Genomic DNA, 17,366 nt, shown 5'->3' with positions numbered 1-17,366 from the left:
GCCACCGTGGTCCCCATGACGCGAATCGACAAGAACGCCGTCGAGGTACGGGGCCTCGTCAAGCACTACGGGGAGACCAAAGCGCTCGACGGGGTGGACCTCGACGTCCGCGAAGGCACGGTCCTCGGGGTCCTCGGACCCAACGGCGCCGGCAAGACCACGCTCGTACGCTGCCTCTCCACGCTGATCGTCCCCGACGCCGGCCACGCCACCGTCGCCGGCTACGACGTGGTGCGGCAGCCCCGTCAGCTGCGCCGCACCATCGGGCTCACCGGCCAGTACGCCTCGGTCGACGAGAAGCTGTCCGGGTGGGAGAACCTCTACATGATCGGGCGGCTGCTCGACCTGTCCCGCAAGGACGCCCGCCGCCGCGCGGAGGAGCTGCTGGAACGCTTCTCGCTCACGGACGCCGCCAAACGGCCCGCCGGGCAGTACTCGGGCGGCATGCGGCGCCGGCTGGACCTCGCCGCCTCGATGATCGGCCGGCCGGCCGTGCTCTACCTGGACGAGCCGACGACCGGGCTCGACCCCCGCACCCGCAACGAGGTGTGGGACGAGGTGCGGCGGATGGTCACGGAGGGCGCGACCGTGCTGCTCACCACCCAGTACATGGAGGAGGCCGAGCAGCTCGCGAGCGAGCTGACCGTCATCGACCGGGGACGGGTCATCGCGGGCGGAGCCGTGGACGAGCTGAAGGCCAAGGTCGGCGGGCGCACCCTGCAGATCCGGCCGAGCGACCCGGCGCAACTCGCCGCCATGGCGCGGGCGGTGACCGAGGCCGGGCTCGGCGGCGTCGGAGGGGCGTCGGCGGTGCCGGACGAAGGCCGGCTGTACGTACCGATCCTCAGCGACGAGCAACTGACCGCGGTCGTCGGAGTGCTGAGCACCCACGGCTTCAGGATCGCGCACATCGGCACCCATCTGCCCAGCCTGGACGAGGTGTTCCTGGCCATCACCGGCGAGAAGACCTCGCCCGCACCCGTCGGCACCACGATCCTCGAGGAGGTCGCGGCATGAGCGCGACAGCAGTCACCGCCCCGGCCCGGCCCCTCACCGGAGAGGGACGCATCACGCCGCGGGCGGGTCTCCGGCACATCGGCGCCCTGGTGCGCCGCAACATCATGCAGATCAAGCACGACCCGGAGTCGATGTTCGACGTCCTGCTGATGCCGATCGTCTTCACGCTGCTGTTCGTGTACGTCTTCGGCGGCGCGATCTCCGGCAAGGGCAACCAGGAGGTGTACGTCAACTACGTGGTTCCGGGGCTGATGGCGATGATGGGCCTGAACATCGCCATGGCCGTCGGAACGGGCATCAACGACGACTTCAGGAAGGGCGTCATGGACCGGTTCCGGACGATGCCCATCGCCCGGTCGTCGGTCCTCGTCGCGAAGATCGTCGTCGAAGTGGGCCGGATGCTGGTGGCCATCGCGATCCTGCTCGGCGTGGGCTTCCTGCTCGGGCTGGACATCAAGACCTCCGTGCTCGAACTCCTCGGCGCCGTCGGGCTCTCGCTGGTCTTCGGCGCCTCCCTCACATGGATCTTCATCCTGCTGGGGCTGACGATGAAGACGGCACAGGCCGTCCAGGGGATGGCGATGCTGGTACTGGTGCCGCTGCAGTTCGGGTCGTCGATCTTCACGCCGCCGTCGACCATGCCCGGCTGGTTGGAGTCGTTCACCGAGTACAACCCGCTCTCGAACCTCGCGGACGCGGCCCGCGCGCTCGTCAACGGCGGGCCGGTGGCCCACTCGGTGTGGATGACGCTCGGGTGGGCCGCCGCCATCACGGTGGTGACGGCGCCCCTCGCGGTCTCCAGGTTCCGCAGGAAGACGTGACGTTCAGCCCGTCCCGCGCACGAGGGCTGCGGCCTCCTCCAACGTGAGACCGCCGCCCTCGGCGTACGCCTCCTCGAAGGCGTCGTCCCCGAGGGCGGCGCGGGCGGCCTCCTCGGCGAGGCGGCGGTTCTCCCGCTCCAGCGAGGCCATGAAGTGCCGCGGCGGGAGCAGCGCTTCGTGCGCGCCGAGCAGCCGGGCCGCGAGCTGGGCGTCACCCTCGCCGGCGATCGCACGGGCCGCCGTCAGGATGTGCACCGACGGAATCTGCGGCGCGACCACCATGGACAGCGGCTCCATGGCGTAGGCGAGTGCCGTACCGGCTCTGCCGCGAGCCTCCGTATGACGGCCGTCGACCGTGTCCAGCCAGGCCAGGGAGCCGATGACGATGCCCTCGAAAATGGCGAGGGTGTCGCTCCTGAGCTCCCGGCGCAGCGTCTCCAGCTCCCTGCGTGCCTCACCGGTGCGGCCGGAGCGGCCGAGCCACGTCGCGAGCAGCATCCTGGCCAGTGACCTGGCTTCGTACCCGGTGTCGTGTCCTGCGGAGACCACCTCACGCAGGATGGTCTCCGCCTCCTTCCCCCGGCCGGTCTCCAACAGGACGTTCGCCAGGCGGCCGCGCAGAAGGAGCGCCTGGCCCCTGGCGCCGAGCGTGGCGGCGTGCTCGACGGCCGCGCGGTAATCGGCGGCGGCCTCGTCGTACGCGCCCCGTTGCTCATGGGCCTCGCCGCGGGACGAGAGCGCCTCGGCCATACCCCAGGCGTCCCCGAGCCGCTCGAAGATCCGCAGACTGCGGTCCGCGTCGCGGTGGGCGTCGCCGGCCCACATGCCTCGGTTGGCCAGGATGTTGGCCCGCCACTGGAGGGCGTTGGCCAGCTCCCACTCCGGGCCGTACTCCTCCGCGATCCGCACGGTCCGGTCCAGGACGCGGCGCAGTCGGTCGCCGTCGCCCGTGACCATGACGGCGTAGAACCAGAGTGAGGCGGGAAAGCGGCAGCTCTGCGGCTGGCCCGCGTCGTAGACGTCCACCACGCGGCGCAGCCAGGCGAGCTTCTCCGGAGTGGTCCACTCCTCGACGCCGTGGTCCATGTTGACCATCCGGACCAGCGCGGCCTGCCGCCGGGCCTCCACGAGCAGTTCGGGCCGCAGCGGCGGGGGCGCGTCCGTGCAGCGCTCGACGAGCGGCGGCGCCGGGGGCGCGGGCGGCGCGAAGGGGTCGGGGTGGAAAGCGGACACCGCCTCGGTCCACTGGCGGGCGTCGGTGCGCAGGTCCTGCATGTGCCAGTACCAGGCCAGGGAGAGCACGAGGCACAGCGCCTCGTGCTCGTCGCGGGCGGCGACCGCCCGCCGCAGGGCGGTGCGCAGGTTCTCGTACTCGCGCCGCAGCAGGGCGAGGGCGGCGTGCTGGCCGTGGCCGCGGAGCCGGGGGTCGGTGGTGCGGGCGAGCTCCCGGTAGTACACAAGATGCCGCCGCTCGGCCCCGGCCCGCTCCCCGGCCTCGTCGAGCCGTTCGGCTGCGTACTCGGCGACGGTCTCGAGCAGCCGGTACCGCATCCGCCCGTCGGCGGCGGGCTCTGCGACGACGAGCGACTTGTCGACAAGAGCGCCGATGACGTCTGCGACGTCGTCGACGTGGGTGCGGCCTTGGCCGACGTCTCCGGCAAGGCTGCGGCCCTGGCCGACGTCTCCGGCACGGGTGCGGTCCTGGCCGACGTCTCCGGCACGGGTGCCGCTCTGCGCGATGTCGTTCAGGTGAGTGCGGCCCTGCACGACGTCGTCCTCGCGGGGGTGGCCCTGCGCTTCGTCGTCGTTCACGTGGGTGCGGCCCTGCGCGACGTCGTCGTCGGTACGGGTGCGGTCCTGCCCGTTGCCGTCGTGCGCGGGGGCCGCGGCCGACGAGGGGCCGGACGTGAACCCGCTGCCGGGATCAGACGAACCGGGCCCGGTGGCGACGGATGCCGGGCCGTCGCCGGTCGGAGTCCCGGCCCCGGGGGGCGCCGCCTCGCAGACCGCTTCGGCCGCCGGCAGGTCGCAGCCCCCGGCGAAGACCGACAGCCGGCGCAGGACCGCCCGTTCCTCGGGGGTGAGCAGGTCCCAGGACCAGTCGACGACCGCGCGAAGCGTCTGCTGACGGGGCAGGACCGTACGGGCGCCGCTCGTCAGGAGGCGGAAGCGATCGTCGAGACGGTCGGCGATCTGGCGCGGGGTGAGCATCCGCAGCCGCGCCGCTGCCAGTTCGACGGCGAGCGGCAGCCCGTCGAGGCGACGGCAGATCTCCACGGCCGCGGCGGCGGTGTCCTCGTCCGCGTCGACACGGAAACCCGGCCTCGCGGACGCGCCCCGGTCGGCCAGCAGTCGCAGCGCCGTCGCGTCCGGCAGCGGGCCCACCGGGCGCACCTGCTCACCCGGGACACCGAGCGGTTCGCGGCTGGTGGCCAGGATCGTCACACCGGGACAGCTGCCCAGCAGGCGCTCCGCCAGCACCGCCGCGGCCTCGACGACGTGTTCGCAGTTGTCGAGCAGCACCAGCATGCGGCGCCGGGCACAGTGCTCGGCGAGACGCACGAGCGGGTCGGCGCCGTGCGGGTCGGCGGCACGCAACTCCTCCGCGCCCGCGCCGCGCAGCACCGTCTCCCGCGCGCCGAGCGCGGTGAGCACCGCCTCGGGGACGGCCGACGCGTCGGCGACCGGCGCGAGTTCGGCCAGCCAGACGCCGTCCGGCCAGGGGCTGCCGGGCCGGGCGGCCGCCAGTTCCGCGGCCTCCTGCGACAGCCGCGTCTTGCCGGCGCCGCCGGGACCGAGCAGGGTCACGAGCCGGGACCGGGACAGGTCCTCGCGGATCTCGCGGAGCTCGGGTTCGCGGCCCACGAAGCTGGTGAGCCGGGCGCGCAGGTTGCCCAAGGGGGCGGCCGGCGCCGGCGGGTTCAGCAACTCGGCGTGCAGTGCGGTCAGTTCCGGGCCAGGGTCGGTGCCGAGTCGTTCGGCCAGCCCACCGCGCACCTCCTCGTACGCCGCCAGGGCCTCGGCGGGCCGGCCGGTGTCGCGCAGCGCCCGGATCCGCAGGGCCTGGAGCCGTTCGTCGAGCGGGTGCGCCTCGCACAGGGCCAGCAGCTCGGGGACCGCGGCCTCGGCGCCGCCGAGACCGAGCGCCGCGGCGATCCGCGCGCGGCGGGCGTCCAGCCTGCGGGCCTCCCACCGCGCCTCGGCCGCGCTGCGGTCCGGCAGGTCGGCCAGTACCGGTCCCCGCCACAGCGCGAGGGCGTCGTCGAGGAGGGCCGCCGCCTTGGCCGCGTCGCCGTCCTCCAGCGCCCGGGTGCCCTCGCCGGTGAGCCGGTCGAACCGGTGGAGGTCCACGTCGTCGGGGTCGGCGCACAGCCGGTATCCGCCCTCGGTCAGGGCGACGGCCTCGGGCCCGAGCGCACGGCGCAGCCTGCCGACGAGCGCCTGCAGCGCGCCGGCCGGATCCGCGGGCGGGTCGCCCTCCCACACCTCGTCGACCAGCACGTTCGCGGGGACCGTGCGCCCCACCCGGAGGGCGAGCGCCGTCAGCAGGGCCCGCAGCCGGGCGCCGCCGGGCGCGACGGGCGTGCCGTCGTCGCGGACGGCCTGTGTGGTGCCGAGCAGGAGATAGCGCACCGGCCCATTGTCCCTGTGCCGCCCTCCGCCCCGACCGCCGCACCGGCGCCGTCGGCGCCGCGAGCGCCGCGCACCCGGCGACGTGCCGGTGTCGCCGCCGTGCCGGTCGCGCCGCCCGCGTACGGCCGTGTCCGGTCCCTGGTCCGACCACGCGCCTGCCGCCGGGCCGGGGCCGCCGCCTCCCGCCCGCCGGGCCGGTGCCACCCGCGCTCGGCCTACGGTCCGAGGCCGACCGCGCACCCGCCCACCCGCCCACCCGTCCACCGGGGCGATCCCCCGGCGTACCGAATCCGGCGGACGGCGACCGCGGGCCGGCGGTCGGGCCGCCCCGAGCGCCTCCCGTCCGCCGGGCCGGTGCCACCCGCGCCACGACCGCCGCCGCGCACCCGGCGACGTGCCGGTACCGGGTCGTACCCGTCGCCGTGCCGCCGGCGCGACCGCGTACCGGTCGGCGACAGCGGTGGCGTCACCCTCGTACCGGTGTCGCCCGACGCACCCTTGGGCAGGCGCAGGAACCGGGAACGGCCCCGGGACGTTTGACCCCGTGGCGCCGGTGCGGTCTACTCCGCACACCGCCCCGCACCCCCGCCACACCCCAGGAGCCGCGTTCATGACCACCGCCGCCAGGCGCCGCAGCGACAGCGCCATCAGTCCCGTCTTCCTCGGGATCGCCGCGGTGATGGCGGTGACCGGCTGGGCGGTATGGACGGACTTCGCGGCCAGCCCGGGGCTGGCCGTGTTCCTCTTCGTCGTCTCCGCCTGGATCGTCTCGCTGTGCCTGCACGAGTACGCGCACGCCCGCACCGCGCTGCACGGCGGCGACATCTCCATCGGCGCCAAGGGCTATCTGACGCTGAACCCGCTCAAGTACACCCACGCCCTGCTGAGCATCGTGCTGCCCGTCATCTTCGTGATCATGGGCGGTATCGGTCTGCCGGGCGGCGCGGTCTTCATCGAGCGCAACCGGATCAGCGGCCGCTGGAAGCACAGCCTGATCTCGGCCGCCGGCCCGCTGACGAACGTGCTGTTCGCCGCCGTGTGCACCGCCCCGTTCTGGCTGGGCGCGCTGGACGGCGTCCCGGTCGCGTTCCGCTTCGCGCTGGCGTTCCTCGCGATGCTCCAGGTCACGGCCGCGATCCTGAACTTCCTGCCGGTCCCGGGCCTGGACGGCTACGGCGTGATCGAGCCCTGGCTGTCGTACAAGGTGCGCCGGCAGGTCGAGCCGATCGCCCCGTTCGGGCTGATCATCGTCTTCGTGGTGCTCTTCATCCCCGAGGTCAACGGCATGTTCTTCGACGCCGTCTACGGGATCATGCAGGCCCTCGGGGTGGACGAGCTCGGCATCTACTGCGGCCGGGACCTGTTCGAGTTCTGGAACGGCCAGGACGAGTTCTGCGCGGTCCCCGCCTGACGGGTCAGGCGGAGCCGGACCCGGCGGCGGCCCGCTCGGCCTTCGCCCGGCGCAGGTAGTACCAGGCCATGTTCGACGCGAGGCCCGCGAGCAGCACCCACACGATCCCGAGCCACATGCCCTGCACGAAGGAGATCACCGCCGCGACGACGGCAAGGGCGCAGACGGCGAGGGAGTAGAGAGCGAGGCGGGGCATGGGGTACGGCTCCTGTCGGGTCCTGCGGGTGGTTCGGCCCTCCAGTGTCCCCCATGCGTCCCCCTGCCCGCCCGTCTCCCCCGCGCGCCCCCGCCCCGCGATCCCGCGCCCGCCCGGGACGTGTCCCCCGGACGGGTCCTGGACGGGTCCTACACGTCGGTGACGCGCAGCCCCGCGTGCGCCTTGTAACGGCGGTTGACGGAGATCAGGTTGGCGACCAGCGACTCGACCTGATGGGCGTTGCGCAGGCGACCGGCGAAGACGCCCCGCATGCCGGGGATACGGGCCGCCAGCGCCTGCACGATGTCGGTGTCGGCGCGGACCTCGCCCAGCACCATCACATCGGTGTCGATCTCCTCGATCGACTCGTCCTGGAGCAGCACGGCGGACAGATGGTGGAACGCCGCCGTCACCCGTGAGTCGGGCAGCAGGACGGCGGCCTGCTCGGCGGCGCTGCCCTCCTCCGGCTTGAGCGCGTACGCGCCCTTCTTGTCGAAGCCGAGCGGATTGACGCAGTCCACGACGAGCTTGCCGACGAGCTCCTTCTGGAGCGTCTCCAGCGTCTTGGCGTGCCCGTCCCACGGCACGGCCACGATCACCACGTCGCTGCGCCGCGCGCACTCCGCGTTGTCGGCGCCCTCGATGCCGAGGCCCAGCTCCTGGGCGGCCGCCTCGGCGCGCTCCACGGAACGGGAACCGATGATCACCTTCTGGCCGGCCCTGGCCAGCCGGTAGGCCAGTCCCCGGCCCTGGTCCCCGGTGCCGCCGAGGACGCCGACGACGAGACCGGAGACATCGGGAAGGTCCCAGGGATCCTTGGCGGGTGCCTTGGGCGCGGAGCCCGGACTTTCAGTACCACTACTAGTCATGGCCCGACCTTACTTCGCGGTACTGCCTCCCGATCGGGTGAGCCGTGCCCGACCGGGCCGCACCGGGCCGCGGTGCGGTGCAGGATGCCGGTCCATGGATGCCGTACGCGTCGCGCTGCTGCGCGAAGTCCTCGCGGGGACCCAATGGCCCGCGGCGGCCCGCCGGTTCGCCGGGGCGCTGCGCTCCTCCGTGGTGCCGCGCGGCGGCGGGCTGCTGCTGGTGGGGACGCGGCAGTACGAGCCGTGGCACATGGCCGCCCACCTCGTCGACGAGGCGGCATGGTCGGGGCAGCCGGAGCTCGCCCCGACGCTCGTACGGCACCGGGTGGACGCCGGCGACCCTGCGCATCTGGCCGTCGGCCTCGGCAGACTCGAGGCGGCCCGGCGCGGCGAGACCCTGCTGCTGGTGGCCCCCGCGGCCCCTGACCCGGGCCTGCTGGAACGGGTCCACGACGCGCGTCGGGCGGGGGCGACGGTGCTGGCCCTCGACGGCGGCGACCCCGAGGTGCGGGGACTGGCGCACGAGGCGCTCACGGTGCCGGGCCCGGACCACGCGGACGGGGCGGCCGAGATCGACATCGACACGGTGCAGCACCTGGTGAGCGCGGCGGCCGGCGAGAACTGCGTGCCGGCGCCGCGCGGCCGGTCGCGGTTCAGGGACCGGCTGTCCCGGCTCGCGGACCAGCTGACGGCACCGCCGCCGCCCCGCTGGTGACACCGGGGGAAATTCGGTTGCCCGGGGCCATCAGCGGACCGAACATGGCCACCCGTGACCTCCAAGCCGTCCAAGCTCGCCGCCGTGCTGCCCGACCTCTCCCCGTTGCGGTCTTCCCGGGGGTTCCGGCTTCTGTGGATACAAGGGCTGGTCACCTACTTCGCGAGCTTCATGGCGATGATCGCGCTGCCGCTGCAGATCAAGGACCTGACCGGCTCCCCGCTCGCCGTTGGTGCGATGGGCGCGGTCGAACTGGTCCCGCTCATCGTCTTCGGCCTCTACGGCGGCGCCCTCGCGGACGCCGTCGACCGGCGCAGGATGATCCTCGGCACCGAGGCCGGTCTCGGTCTGCTCGCGCTGATCCTGCTGGTGAACGCCGCGCTTCCCGAGCCGATGCTCTGGCCCCTGTACCTGGTCGCGGCAGGTGTCTCGGCCTGCTCCGGTCTGCAGCGCCCGGCCCTGGACTCACTGATCGCCCGCATCGTGCCGCACGACCAGCTCACCGCGGCCGCGGCTCTCAACGCCATCCGCTGGCAGGCGGGCGCGATCGCCGGTCCGGCGGTGGCGGGCGTCGTCGTCGCCTACGCGGGACACGCGACGGCGTACGGGCTCACCGTCGTCGGCTTCGCCGTCTCCGTGCTGCTGTGCCTGCGCCTGGACCCGGCCCCGCCGGCGCACGACGCCCGGAAACCGTCCCTGCGGGGCATCGCGGAGGGTGCGCGGTACGCGTGGTCGCGGCCGGTGCTGCTCGGGACGTACGCGATCGACCTGGCCGCGATGGTGTTCGCCTTCCCGAACACGATCTTCCCGTTCCTGGCGGACGATCTGGACGCCGAGTGGGCCCTCGGCCTCATGTACGCGGCGGGCTCGGTCGGCTCCGTACTGCTCAGCCTCACCAGCGGCTGGACGTCCCGGGTGCGCCGGCACGGCCTCTTCGTGGTCTTCGGCGCGGCCGGCTGGGGGCTGGCGGTGGCCGCGGCGGGATGGTTCTCGAACGTGTGGCTGGTGCTGCTGTGCCTGGCCTTCGCGGGCGCCGGCGACATGCTGAGCGGCCTCGGCCGCTCGACGATCTGGAACCAGACGATCCCCGAGTCCCTCCGGGGCCGCCTGGCGGGCATCGAGGTCCTCTCGTACAGCGTCGGCCCGCAGCTCGGCCAGGTCCGCGCCGGCGCGATGGCGGGCTGGACGGGCACGCGCCCGGCGATCTGGAGCGGCGGGGTGGTGTGCGTGCTGTCGGTGGGGGTGCTGGCGGCGGTGCTGCCGAAGCTGGTCACGTACGACGCGGAGACGGACGAGGACGCGGTGGCGCGACGCCACGCGGCGGCGGGTGCGGGTGCGGGTGCGTGACGCCTGCGGCGCCCCTTCCCGAAACCGGGGCAGGCCCCGGACCCCGTACCGCCCTGCGGGCGGCGTACCGCGCTCCGCGCGGTGCCCTCAATCTCCCCCTACGGCCTGGCGGCCGTGGGAGGTGCCCCCAGGCGGGCCGGCTTTCGCTCCGCGAAACCAGCCCGCTCGACGGAGGTACTCCGGCGTTGCCGGGCAACTCCAGCCTCGCCGGCGTTTGAGGCGCGGGGGTCCGGTGGGGGTCCCCCCACGCCGCCAGGCGTAGGGGGAGGAGCCCCCGAAACACCGCGCGCAGCGCGGTGACAGGTCCGGGCGGAGCCCCGGTTCGGGAAGGGGCGGGTAGGGGAACAGCCCCGCGCAGCGGCCCCGCCCCTAGTCGTCGGACGGACGCGCCGCCCCGTCGTGCCAGCGCGGGTCGTTCTCCCACTCGAGATTCCGTTCCCGCGCCGTCTCCATCGCCTGCGTCGCCTCCACGCGGGAGGCGTACGGGCCGAAGCGGTCCTTCGCAGGGCACTCGGGGCCTTCCTCGACCTTTTTGTGCTGGAGGCAGTAGTACCACTCGCCCGGCTTGCCCACCGTGCGCTTCTTGAACAGGGCCATCGTCGGCTCCTTCCTCTGAGGCCATGCTGCCCCAGCGGGCCTGGTTAGACTCGCTGCCATGTCTGGCCAGTCGCTGCTCGTACCAGGGGAGCTCTCTCCCACCCGATCCGTCCCCGGCAACATCCGGCGTCCCGAGTATGTCGGGAAACCCGCTCCGACCCCGTACTCCGGGCCGGAGGTCCAGGACTCGGACACCATCGAGCGGATGCGTATCGCGGGCCGCATCGCCGCGCAGGCGATGGAGGAGGCCGCCAAGCACATCGCCCCGGGGGTGACCACCGACGAACTGGACCGGGTCGCGCACGAGTTCATGTGCGACCACGGCGCCTACCCGTCGACGCTCGGCTACCGCGGCTTCCCGAAGTCGCTGTGCGCCTCGATCAACGAGGTCATCTGCCACGGCATCCCGGACTCCACGGTGCTGCGGGACGGCGACATCGTGAACCTGGACGTCACCGCGTACATCAACGGTGTGCACGGCGACAACAACGCCACCTATCTCTGCGGTGACGTCGACGAGGAGTCGCGGCTGCTCGTGGAGCGCACCCGGGAGTCGCTGAACCGTGCGATCAAGGCGGTCCGGCCGGGCCGCCAGGTCAACGTCATCGGCCGGGTGATCGAGTCGTACGCCAAGCGCTTCGGTTACGGGGTCGTCCGCGACTTCACGGGGCACGGGATCAACTCGTCCTTCCACTCCGGGCTGATCATCCCGCACTACGACGCGGCGCACGCGACCACCGTGATCCAGCCGGGCATGACGTTCACCATCGAGCCGATGCTCACGCTGGGGACGTACGAGTACGACATGTGGGACGACGGCTGGACGGTCGTGACGAAGGACCGCAAGCGCACCGCGCAGTTCGAGCACACGCTGGTGGTGACGGACACCGGGGCGGAAATTCTTACGTTGCCCTGACGTCCGAGGTGGGTAACGTCTTTACCGACAGGTCGTCGGGAACGCGTTGACTTAGGTAAGCCTAAGTAGAAGGATCGATGGCGGCAACCGCCGCTGCCGTCCGTTCCCGACCGCTTCGGTCCCTGGAGGCCCGCCTTGGATGCAACCGGCACGCCCTTCTCGACGCAGATCCGCCTCGCTTCGCACGAGCGCCACACGACCGTGCAGATGTCGTCCTTCATGGACGATCTGCTCGGCGGTCGGCTGAGCGTCGAGGCGTACACGCGGTACACCGAGGAGCTGTGGTTCGTCTACCGGGCGCTGGAAGACGCGGCCGGGACGCTGAAGGACGACCCGGTCGCGGGGCCCTTCATCCGGCCCGAGCTGATGCGCACCGCGGAGCTGGCGCGCGACCTCGGGCATCTGCGGGGCGCGGACGTCCGGCCGGAGGAGCTCGTGCCCCTGGCGTCGACGGCCGCCTACGCGGCCCGGATCGAGGAGTGCGCGCGGACCTGGCCCGCGGGCTATGTGGCGCACCACTACACCCGTTATCTCGGCGACCTCTCCGGCGGCCAGGTGCTGCGCGACGTGGCGGAGAAGACCTGGGGCTTCGACCGCAAGGGCGACGGCGTCCGGTTCTACGTCTTCGAGCAGATCGCCAACCCGGCGGCGTTCAAGCGCGGTTACCGCGAGCTGCTGGACGCGGTCGACGCCGACGACCTGGAGAAGCAACGCATGATCGAGGAGTGCCGGGTCGCGTTCGACCACAACGTGGCCATTCTCCGTGACCTCGAGCGGGAGTTCCCGCTCAGCGCGTGACCTCCGGCATGGTCACCGCGTGCGGCAGCCGGGCCCGCTCGCTGCGCTGGAGGGTCATCCGCGCGCTGGGAGCGGGCCTGCGCCCGTCGGCGGACGGGGGCACGGGCCCGGCCGGCCGTGCGGGCTCCGCGAGGCGTACGCGTCCGCCGATCTCCACGATGCCGTCAGGGCCGGGGGCGGTCAGGATCTGCGACCCCCGGCCCTGGGTGATGTTCAGCGCCCGGCCGAGCCGGTCGGTCAGCAGCAGCGCCGCCGCGCCCGTGGCCTCGTCCTCCACGGCACGGTCACCACGCGGCCCGAAGGCGCGCGCCCTCACCCGGCCCGCCGCCTCGTCCTGCCACGCCCACGCGTACAGCCTGCCCTCGTCCGGCGGCGGCACGGGCAGCGCGTCGACCTCGGCGGTGGACGCGTACTGCTCGAGCCGCCGCGGCGGCGCCCATTCGGCACGGGCCGTGATCCAGGTGAACTCGCCGTCGTCGCGCACCCACACCTCGCCCGCCGGCGGGCGCACGGCCTGAAGGTCCAGCAGCCAGGCGACGCCGACGAGGGGGTGCCCGGCGAACTCCAGGCGCTGCGTGGGCGTGTAGATGTCGACGGTGCCGCGCTCCGGGTCGTCCACGAACACCGTCTCGCTGAAGCCCAGTTCGGCGGCGAGCGCCTGCCGGGACTCCCGGTCGGGGTGGCGACGGGCGTCCCGCACCACGCCGAGGGCGTTGCCGTGCCGCCCGTCACCGCCGCAGAAGACGTGGAGGACGTCGAGAACCTCGGGTACGCCGAGCGCGTCGAGTTCGTTCACGCAGGCATTCAAGCATCCCGGTTCAGGAACGGGCGGTCCCACGACGGCGGACGGCACGGGCCGCCACAGAGGGGCGTGTTCGGCCTCCGGCCGGCTCCGGCGTCGTCCAGGTCACGGTGTGGGCGCTGTATCCGGTCCCGGCGTCCGGCCTGCGCCGGGCCCCGGTAGGGTTCGGACGGTCCATGGGGGTCGAGGAGCAGAAGGCAACCGATGAGAAGGCTGGGTCGGGCGGCGACGGGTCTCGCGGCGACGGCGGTACTGTCCCTGACGGCGAGCGCGTGCGTGACGGTGCACGGGGAACTGGAAGTCGTCCCTTCGGCGACGAAGGACGAGGCGGCGACGGCTCTCGCGGCGTTCACGGAGGCGTACAACAAGGCCGACAAGGCCTACGACCCGGCGTTGGACGCGGCTCATGTCACCGGGGCGCTCGGCGCGATCAACCAGGCCGGCCTCAAGGCCCGTCAGGTCAACTTCCCGGGCGGCAACCCGAATCATGTGCCGCTGGAGCTGACCGACGCGAAGTTCACCATCCCCAAGAAGGCGGGCTGGCCACGCTGGTTCGTCGCGGACACCGACTCCAACCGCGACCAGGACGACAGCCCGGCGGACAACCGCTGGGTGCTGGTCTTCGTGCGCGCGGGCGCGGACGAGGGCTGGAAGGCCGCCTATCTGACGATCATGCTCCCGCAGCAGATCCCGGCCTTCAAGACGGACAAGGACGGTTACGCGGAGCCCGTCGCCCCGGACAGCGCCGCGACGGCGGTCGCGCCCCGCAATCTGAGCGAGGAGTACGCCTCGTACATGCAGGACGGGAAGCCGGACCACTTCAAGCCCGGCCCGCACACGTCCGCCTGGCGCGAGGACCGCAAGAAGACCGAGAACGTGCCAGGAGTGCGCACCCAGTACCTCGATCAGCCGCTGGACACCGGCGACTTCGGGCCGCTGGGGCTGATGACGCGGGACGGCGACGCCTTCGTCTTCTTCTCGGTGCGCAACTTCGAACGCCAGACGGCCGCGAAGGGTGTGCGGCTGAAGGTCGTGCCGGACGTCAAGGCACTGCTGACCGGCCAGGTGAAGGACACGATCACCAAGGAGCGGGTCTCCAGCCAGGCGGTCCTCGTTCCACCGGGCAACGGTGGCGAGCCCGGCCAGGCGGTGGAGGTCGTGGGCCGCCTGACGGGCCTGACCGCGGCGAAGGGCTCGTAGACGGGGCTCACCGTTCAGCGACGGTCGCCCGCCGGGCCTCACCGCGCCGCCCGCCGTGTCCTCCGGGCCCGCTCCGGGCGTACCGCTCACGCAGGACGACGGCCCGGGGGCCCGCACCGGGCCTACCACTCACGCGATGCGGCGGCCGGGGCCGGCGCATTGCGTACCGTTCCGCACGCCGGCGGTCGTCTCGCGGACGGGCCCGCCGGGCGGCGCGGCGCGTGCGATGCCGCGGGGCGGGGCTCAGCGGCCGAGAGGCCAGGCTGCCGCGTGGTGGTCGATGTCCTCGTTCTCGCCCGCGTACTTCGCGCAGGCGTCCGTCAGCGTCTCCAGCAGGGTCAGCGGGTCCGGCAGCGGATGCTCCGGGCCGCGGACCCAGGCGACCGCCAGGTCACCGTCGCCGGGGAGACGCGCGGGCGGTACGAGGACGTAGCTGCCGCGGCAGTGCCAGCGCAGGCCGGGGTGCTCGTCCATCGTCTCGGGGTGGCAGTCCAGTGCGCAGGGCCACCACTCGTCCTCGTCCTCCGGGGTGCCCCGGGTGGCGGTGAAGAAGAGCATCCGGTCCTCGCCGACCTCAGCGACCGGGCCGACGTCGATGCCCCGCTCGAGCAGCCGGGCGAGCGCGCCCTGTCCGGCCTCCAGAGGGACGTCGAGCACGTCGTGCACCATGCCGGTGGCGGTGATGAAGTTCGCCTCCGGCTGGCCCTGCGCCCAGCGCTGGATCTGCGCCTTGTCGGTCGTGGACTGGGTCTGCCAGGCGAACGAGATCGGATGGGTGGCCGGCGTCGGACAGCCGATGCGCTCGCAGGAGCAGCGGTAGCCGATCGGGTGGGCGGCGGGCGCGAGCGGCAGTCCGGCGGCGGCGGCGGCCAGCAGCAGGTCCTCGCGCTGCGAGTCCTCCACGTCGGTGTTCCCGCCACGGCGGCGCAGCCACTGCGCCAGCCTGCTCTCCCGGGAAGGCCTGCCCTCCGTGCCGCGGTAGCGGCCGATACCGTCGCCCATCTATCCCCTCACACCTCACGCTCGCCCCACGCGGACCCTGCCATGGTCCCACCATCCTGCTCCCCGGGTGGCCACAGTCCTCAACCGGGGTGGGGCACGTCGTCATCCCGGGGGCGCACGGGATCAGTCGCGGGGCGCGAGACCGTTCACGGCACAGTCCACGATCTGGTCGGCGTACTCGTGCGTGAGGGGCAGGGTGCGCAGCAGCCAGCGGTGGGCGAGCGGCCCGGTGAACAGCTCGAGGGCGATGCGCAGGTCGATCCCGGACCGCACCTGGCCCGCCTCCTGCGCGGCGCGCAGCCGTGTGACATAGAGCTGGAGCTGCGGCTCGAGCAGTCTTTCGACGAACTGGGCGCCGACCTCCGCGTTGACCACTCCCTCTGCGGCCAGCGCGCGGGCGGGGGCGTCGTAGACGGGGGTGTTCATCTCGTCGACGGTGGCCCGCAGGACCGTGCGGAGGTCGGCCTCGAGGTCCCCGGTGTCGGGAATCTCATAGCCGCCGGGCCCTGCCGCCTCCGCCGCCTGGTCCGCCATGTCGAGGAAAGCCTCGAGGAGCACGGCAGCCTTGGAGGGCCACCAGCGGTAGATCGTCTGCTTGCCGACACCGGCACGGGCGGCGATGCCTTCGACGGTGGTCTTCGGATAGCCGACCTCACCGACGAGTGCGAGGGCCGCTTCGTAGATCGCGCGCCGGGAGCGTTCACTGCGGCGGGCGGAGTCGGGTGCCTTCATCTCGGTCATGGCGGCCAATCTAGCAACGATGAACCGAGACGTCTCGTCTCACTCTGCTGTACGGGGCGGCCAGGCGTCGCCCCATTCGGCATCCCTGGCGTCCTTGTAGAGCGCGCCGTGCCGCTTGGTCACGGTGTCGCGGCGAAGCCCGTCGTCCTTGGTGCAGAGGTCGAGCAGCACCATGCCCTTGCGGATCTGCGGCTTGCGGGTGACGCGGGCGCTCGCCGGTTCCACCGGGAAGCGGGTGGCGGCCACGTAGCTGAATTTCTCGTCCTCGTACGCCAGCGAGCCGCCCTTCACCTGGCGGTGCAGGGACGAACGGGAGACGCGGGCGGCGAAGTGGCACCAGTCGGAGCCCGGCTCTATGGGGCAGGCGGCACTGTGGGGGCAGGGCGCGGCGATGTGCATCCCGGCGGCGATCAGGGCGTCGCGGGCCTCGATGATCCGCTCGTAGCCGTCGGGGGTGCCGGGCTCGACGATGACGACGGCGCCTGCGCCCGCCGCGCGCGCGGACTCCGCGACGACGGCGGCGCGGGCGGCGGGGTCGAGCTCCTTGAGGACGTACGACACCGTGACGAGATCAGTGCTCTCGACACGGAGCGACGAGCTGATCCGCGAGCGCTGCCATTGGGCGGCCTCCAGCGAGGGCACGTGCGAGGCGCGGGCCAGCTCCCGGCCGAGCGCGAGCGCGGGCTCGGCCCAGTCCAGGACCGTCGTGCTCGGCGCCGCGTCGTCCCACGCGTCCGCGACCGCCCAGCTCGCGGCGCCGGTCCCGCCGCCGATGTCGGTGTGCCTGCCGGGCACCCAGCCGGGCGCCGCGGCCCGCAGCGCGTCGAGCGCGGCCCGCACCGCCTCGAAGGTGGCGGGCATCCGGTACGCGGCGTAGGCGACGACGTCGCTCCGGTCCCGCAGGATGGGCGCGCCGGTGGGGGTGTCCCCCCGATAGTTCGCGATCAGCCGCTCGACCGCCTGCGCGGCCTGCGTGGGCGGCAGCCCGTCCAGCAGCCCGGCGAGGGCACTGCGCAGGGTCTCGGCGGCGGGGGCGGGGGCGGCGTTCACCGGAAGAGTCTACGCGGGCGCGAGCCACGCCGGACGCCGTGGCGGGCGGGGGGGGGCGTCCTGCGGGCGGGTCCGCTGCGCCCTGGCGGGCGAGGCCGCCGCGCCCTTGCCGGCGGGGCCGCTGCGCGGGGCCGTTTCCCCACCCCGCCCCTTCCCGAAACCAGGCTCCGCCCGGACCCCGTACCGCCCCTGCGGGCGGCGTACCGCGCTTCGCGCGGTGCCCTCAATCGCCGGGCGGGCTCAAGTTGCCT

General features: G+C 73.3%; 16 protein-coding genes. 8 read left to right on the top strand and 8 right to left on the bottom strand.

Annotated features, from left to right (window positions below; translation table 11 throughout):
- The first annotated feature begins 15 nt into the window (after positions 1-15).
- Both AB0K36_RS24010 and AB0K36_RS24005 read left to right on the top strand, forming a co-directional pair.
- Entirely contained in the window at positions 16-1,017 is a 1,002-nt protein-coding gene (locus AB0K36_RS24010; protein ID WP_364597896.1) for an ATP-binding cassette domain-containing protein, read from the top strand.
- Entirely contained in the window at positions 1,014-1,838 is an 825-nt protein-coding gene (locus AB0K36_RS24005; RefSeq protein ID WP_364597893.1) for an ABC transporter permease, read from the top strand. The genes AB0K36_RS24010 and AB0K36_RS24005 overlap by 4 nt, the downstream gene beginning before the upstream one ends.
- A 3-nt stretch (positions 1,839-1,841) precedes the next feature.
- On the opposite strand, the gene AB0K36_RS24000 is transcribed toward AB0K36_RS24005, so the two are convergent.
- On the bottom strand, positions 1,842-5,471 hold the full coding sequence (locus tag AB0K36_RS24000) for an ATP-binding protein (RefSeq protein WP_364597890.1): 3,630 nt from the start codon (positions 5,469-5,471) through the stop codon (positions 1,842-1,844).
- A 610-nt stretch (positions 5,472-6,081) separates the two neighbouring features.
- On the opposite strand from AB0K36_RS24000, the gene AB0K36_RS23995 reads away from it, so the two are divergent.
- Positions 6,082-6,882 carry a site-2 protease family protein gene (locus AB0K36_RS23995; RefSeq protein WP_189473961.1) on the top strand — a complete coding sequence of 267 codons (801 nt, stop codon included), beginning with the start codon at positions 6,082-6,084 and terminating at the stop codon, positions 6,880-6,882.
- A gap of 4 nt (positions 6,883-6,886) precedes the next feature.
- Here AB0K36_RS23995 and AB0K36_RS23990 read toward each other — a convergent pair whose 3' ends face one another.
- Both AB0K36_RS23990 and npdG read right to left on the bottom strand, forming a co-directional pair.
- Positions 6,887-7,078, bottom strand: a complete 192-nt coding sequence (locus AB0K36_RS23990) for a hypothetical protein (protein WP_189473962.1) — start codon at positions 7,076-7,078, stop codon at positions 6,887-6,889.
- 149 nt (positions 7,079-7,227) lie between these two features.
- Entirely contained in the window at positions 7,228-7,947 is a 720-nt protein-coding gene (npdG, locus tag AB0K36_RS23985; RefSeq protein ID WP_364597885.1) for an NADPH-dependent F420 reductase, read from the bottom strand.
- A 94-nt stretch (positions 7,948-8,041) separates the two neighbouring features.
- On the opposite strand from npdG, the gene AB0K36_RS23980 reads away from it, so the two are divergent.
- Together AB0K36_RS23980 and AB0K36_RS23975 are read left to right on the top strand one after the other, a co-directional pair.
- A complete protein-coding gene (locus AB0K36_RS23980) occupies positions 8,042-8,662 on the top strand; it encodes a hypothetical protein (RefSeq protein WP_307706045.1) in 621 nt (206 codons plus the stop codon).
- 54 nt (positions 8,663-8,716) lie between these two features.
- Entirely contained in the window at positions 8,717-10,009 is a 1,293-nt protein-coding gene (locus AB0K36_RS23975) for an MFS transporter (protein ID WP_364597882.1), read from the top strand.
- 369 nt (positions 10,010-10,378) lie between these two features.
- On the opposite strand, the gene AB0K36_RS23970 is transcribed toward AB0K36_RS23975, so the two are convergent.
- The gene (locus tag AB0K36_RS23970) at positions 10,379-10,606 is read right to left on the bottom strand and encodes a hypothetical protein (RefSeq protein WP_189473966.1); all 228 of its coding nucleotides are present in this window, start codon (positions 10,604-10,606) and stop codon (positions 10,379-10,381) included.
- Positions 10,607-10,664: 58 nt separating this feature from the next.
- Between AB0K36_RS23970 and map the strand changes: the two genes are divergently transcribed.
- Entirely contained in the window at positions 10,665-11,522 is an 858-nt protein-coding gene (map, locus tag AB0K36_RS23965) for a type I methionyl aminopeptidase (protein WP_005318390.1), read from the top strand.
- Positions 11,523-11,657: 135 nt separating this feature from the next.
- Positions 11,658-12,320 carry a biliverdin-producing heme oxygenase gene (locus AB0K36_RS23960; protein WP_364597879.1) on the top strand — a complete coding sequence of 221 codons (663 nt, stop codon included), beginning with the start codon at positions 11,658-11,660 and terminating at the stop codon, positions 12,318-12,320.
- Here the strand turns inward: AB0K36_RS23960 and AB0K36_RS23955 are convergent.
- Complete coding sequence (locus AB0K36_RS23955) at positions 12,310-13,116, bottom strand: PhzF family phenazine biosynthesis protein (protein WP_364597876.1); 807 nt, start codon at positions 13,114-13,116, stop codon at positions 12,310-12,312. The two genes, AB0K36_RS23960 and AB0K36_RS23955, sit on opposite strands and share 11 nt — an antisense overlap.
- Positions 13,117-13,326: 210 nt before the next feature.
- Between AB0K36_RS23955 and AB0K36_RS23950 the strand changes: the two genes are divergently transcribed.
- On the top strand, positions 13,327-14,322 hold the full coding sequence (locus AB0K36_RS23950) for an SCO2278 family lipoprotein (protein WP_364597873.1): 996 nt from the start codon (positions 13,327-13,329) through the stop codon (positions 14,320-14,322).
- Between the two features lie 243 nt (positions 14,323-14,565).
- On the opposite strand, the gene AB0K36_RS23945 is transcribed toward AB0K36_RS23950, so the two are convergent.
- From AB0K36_RS23945 to AB0K36_RS23935, 3 genes are all read right to left on the bottom strand, one after another.
- On the bottom strand, positions 14,566-15,324 hold the full coding sequence (locus tag AB0K36_RS23945; protein ID WP_364597870.1) for a bifunctional DNA primase/polymerase: 759 nt from the start codon (positions 15,322-15,324) through the stop codon (positions 14,566-14,568).
- 123 nt (positions 15,325-15,447) lie between these two features.
- The gene (locus tag AB0K36_RS23940; protein WP_189473972.1) at positions 15,448-16,065 is read right to left on the bottom strand and encodes a TetR/AcrR family transcriptional regulator; all 618 of its coding nucleotides are present in this window, start codon (positions 16,063-16,065) and stop codon (positions 15,448-15,450) included.
- A 39-nt stretch (positions 16,066-16,104) separates the two neighbouring features.
- Positions 16,105-17,115 carry a small ribosomal subunit Rsm22 family protein gene (locus tag AB0K36_RS23935; RefSeq protein WP_364597867.1) on the bottom strand — a complete coding sequence of 337 codons (1,011 nt, stop codon included), beginning with the start codon at positions 17,113-17,115 and terminating at the stop codon, positions 16,105-16,107.
- Between the last annotated feature and the right edge of the window lie 251 nt (positions 17,116-17,366).

Origin of the sequence: Streptomyces kurssanovii, from assembly GCF_040677245.1 — a bacterium.
GTDB lineage: Bacteria > Actinomycetota > Actinomycetes > Streptomycetales > Streptomycetaceae > Streptomyces > Streptomyces kurssanovii.
Note: the sequence above shows the minus strand (reverse complement) of the source record. Positions and strands in the feature narration are given on the sequence as shown.

Coding starts and splice junctions, on each gene's coding strand:
- AB0K36_RS24010 (WP_364597896.1), top strand. CDS start 16: ATGACGCGAATCGACAAGAACGCCGTCGAGGTACGGGGCCTCGTCAAG.
- AB0K36_RS24005 (WP_364597893.1), top strand. CDS start 1,014: ATGAGCGCGACAGCAGTCACCGCCCCGGCCCGGCCCCTCACCGGAGAG.
- AB0K36_RS23995 (WP_189473961.1), top strand. CDS start 6,082: ATGACCACCGCCGCCAGGCGCCGCAGCGACAGCGCCATCAGTCCCGTC.
- AB0K36_RS23990 (WP_189473962.1), bottom strand. CDS start 7,078: ATGCCCCGCCTCGCTCTCTACTCCCTCGCCGTCTGCGCCCTTGCCGTC.
- npdG (WP_364597885.1), bottom strand. CDS start 7,947: ATGACTAGTAGTGGTACTGAAAGTCCGGGCTCCGCGCCCAAGGCACCC.
- AB0K36_RS23980 (WP_307706045.1), top strand. CDS start 8,042: ATGGATGCCGTACGCGTCGCGCTGCTGCGCGAAGTCCTCGCGGGGACC.
- AB0K36_RS23970 (WP_189473966.1), bottom strand. CDS start 10,606: ATGGCCCTGTTCAAGAAGCGCACGGTGGGCAAGCCGGGCGAGTGGTAC.
- map (WP_005318390.1), top strand. CDS start 10,665: ATGTCTGGCCAGTCGCTGCTCGTACCAGGGGAGCTCTCTCCCACCCGA.
- AB0K36_RS23950 (WP_364597873.1), top strand. CDS start 13,327: ATGAGAAGGCTGGGTCGGGCGGCGACGGGTCTCGCGGCGACGGCGGTA.
- AB0K36_RS23945 (WP_364597870.1), bottom strand. CDS start 15,324: ATGGGCGACGGTATCGGCCGCTACCGCGGCACGGAGGGCAGGCCTTCC.
- AB0K36_RS23940 (WP_189473972.1), bottom strand. CDS start 16,065: ATGACCGAGATGAAGGCACCCGACTCCGCCCGCCGCAGTGAACGCTCC.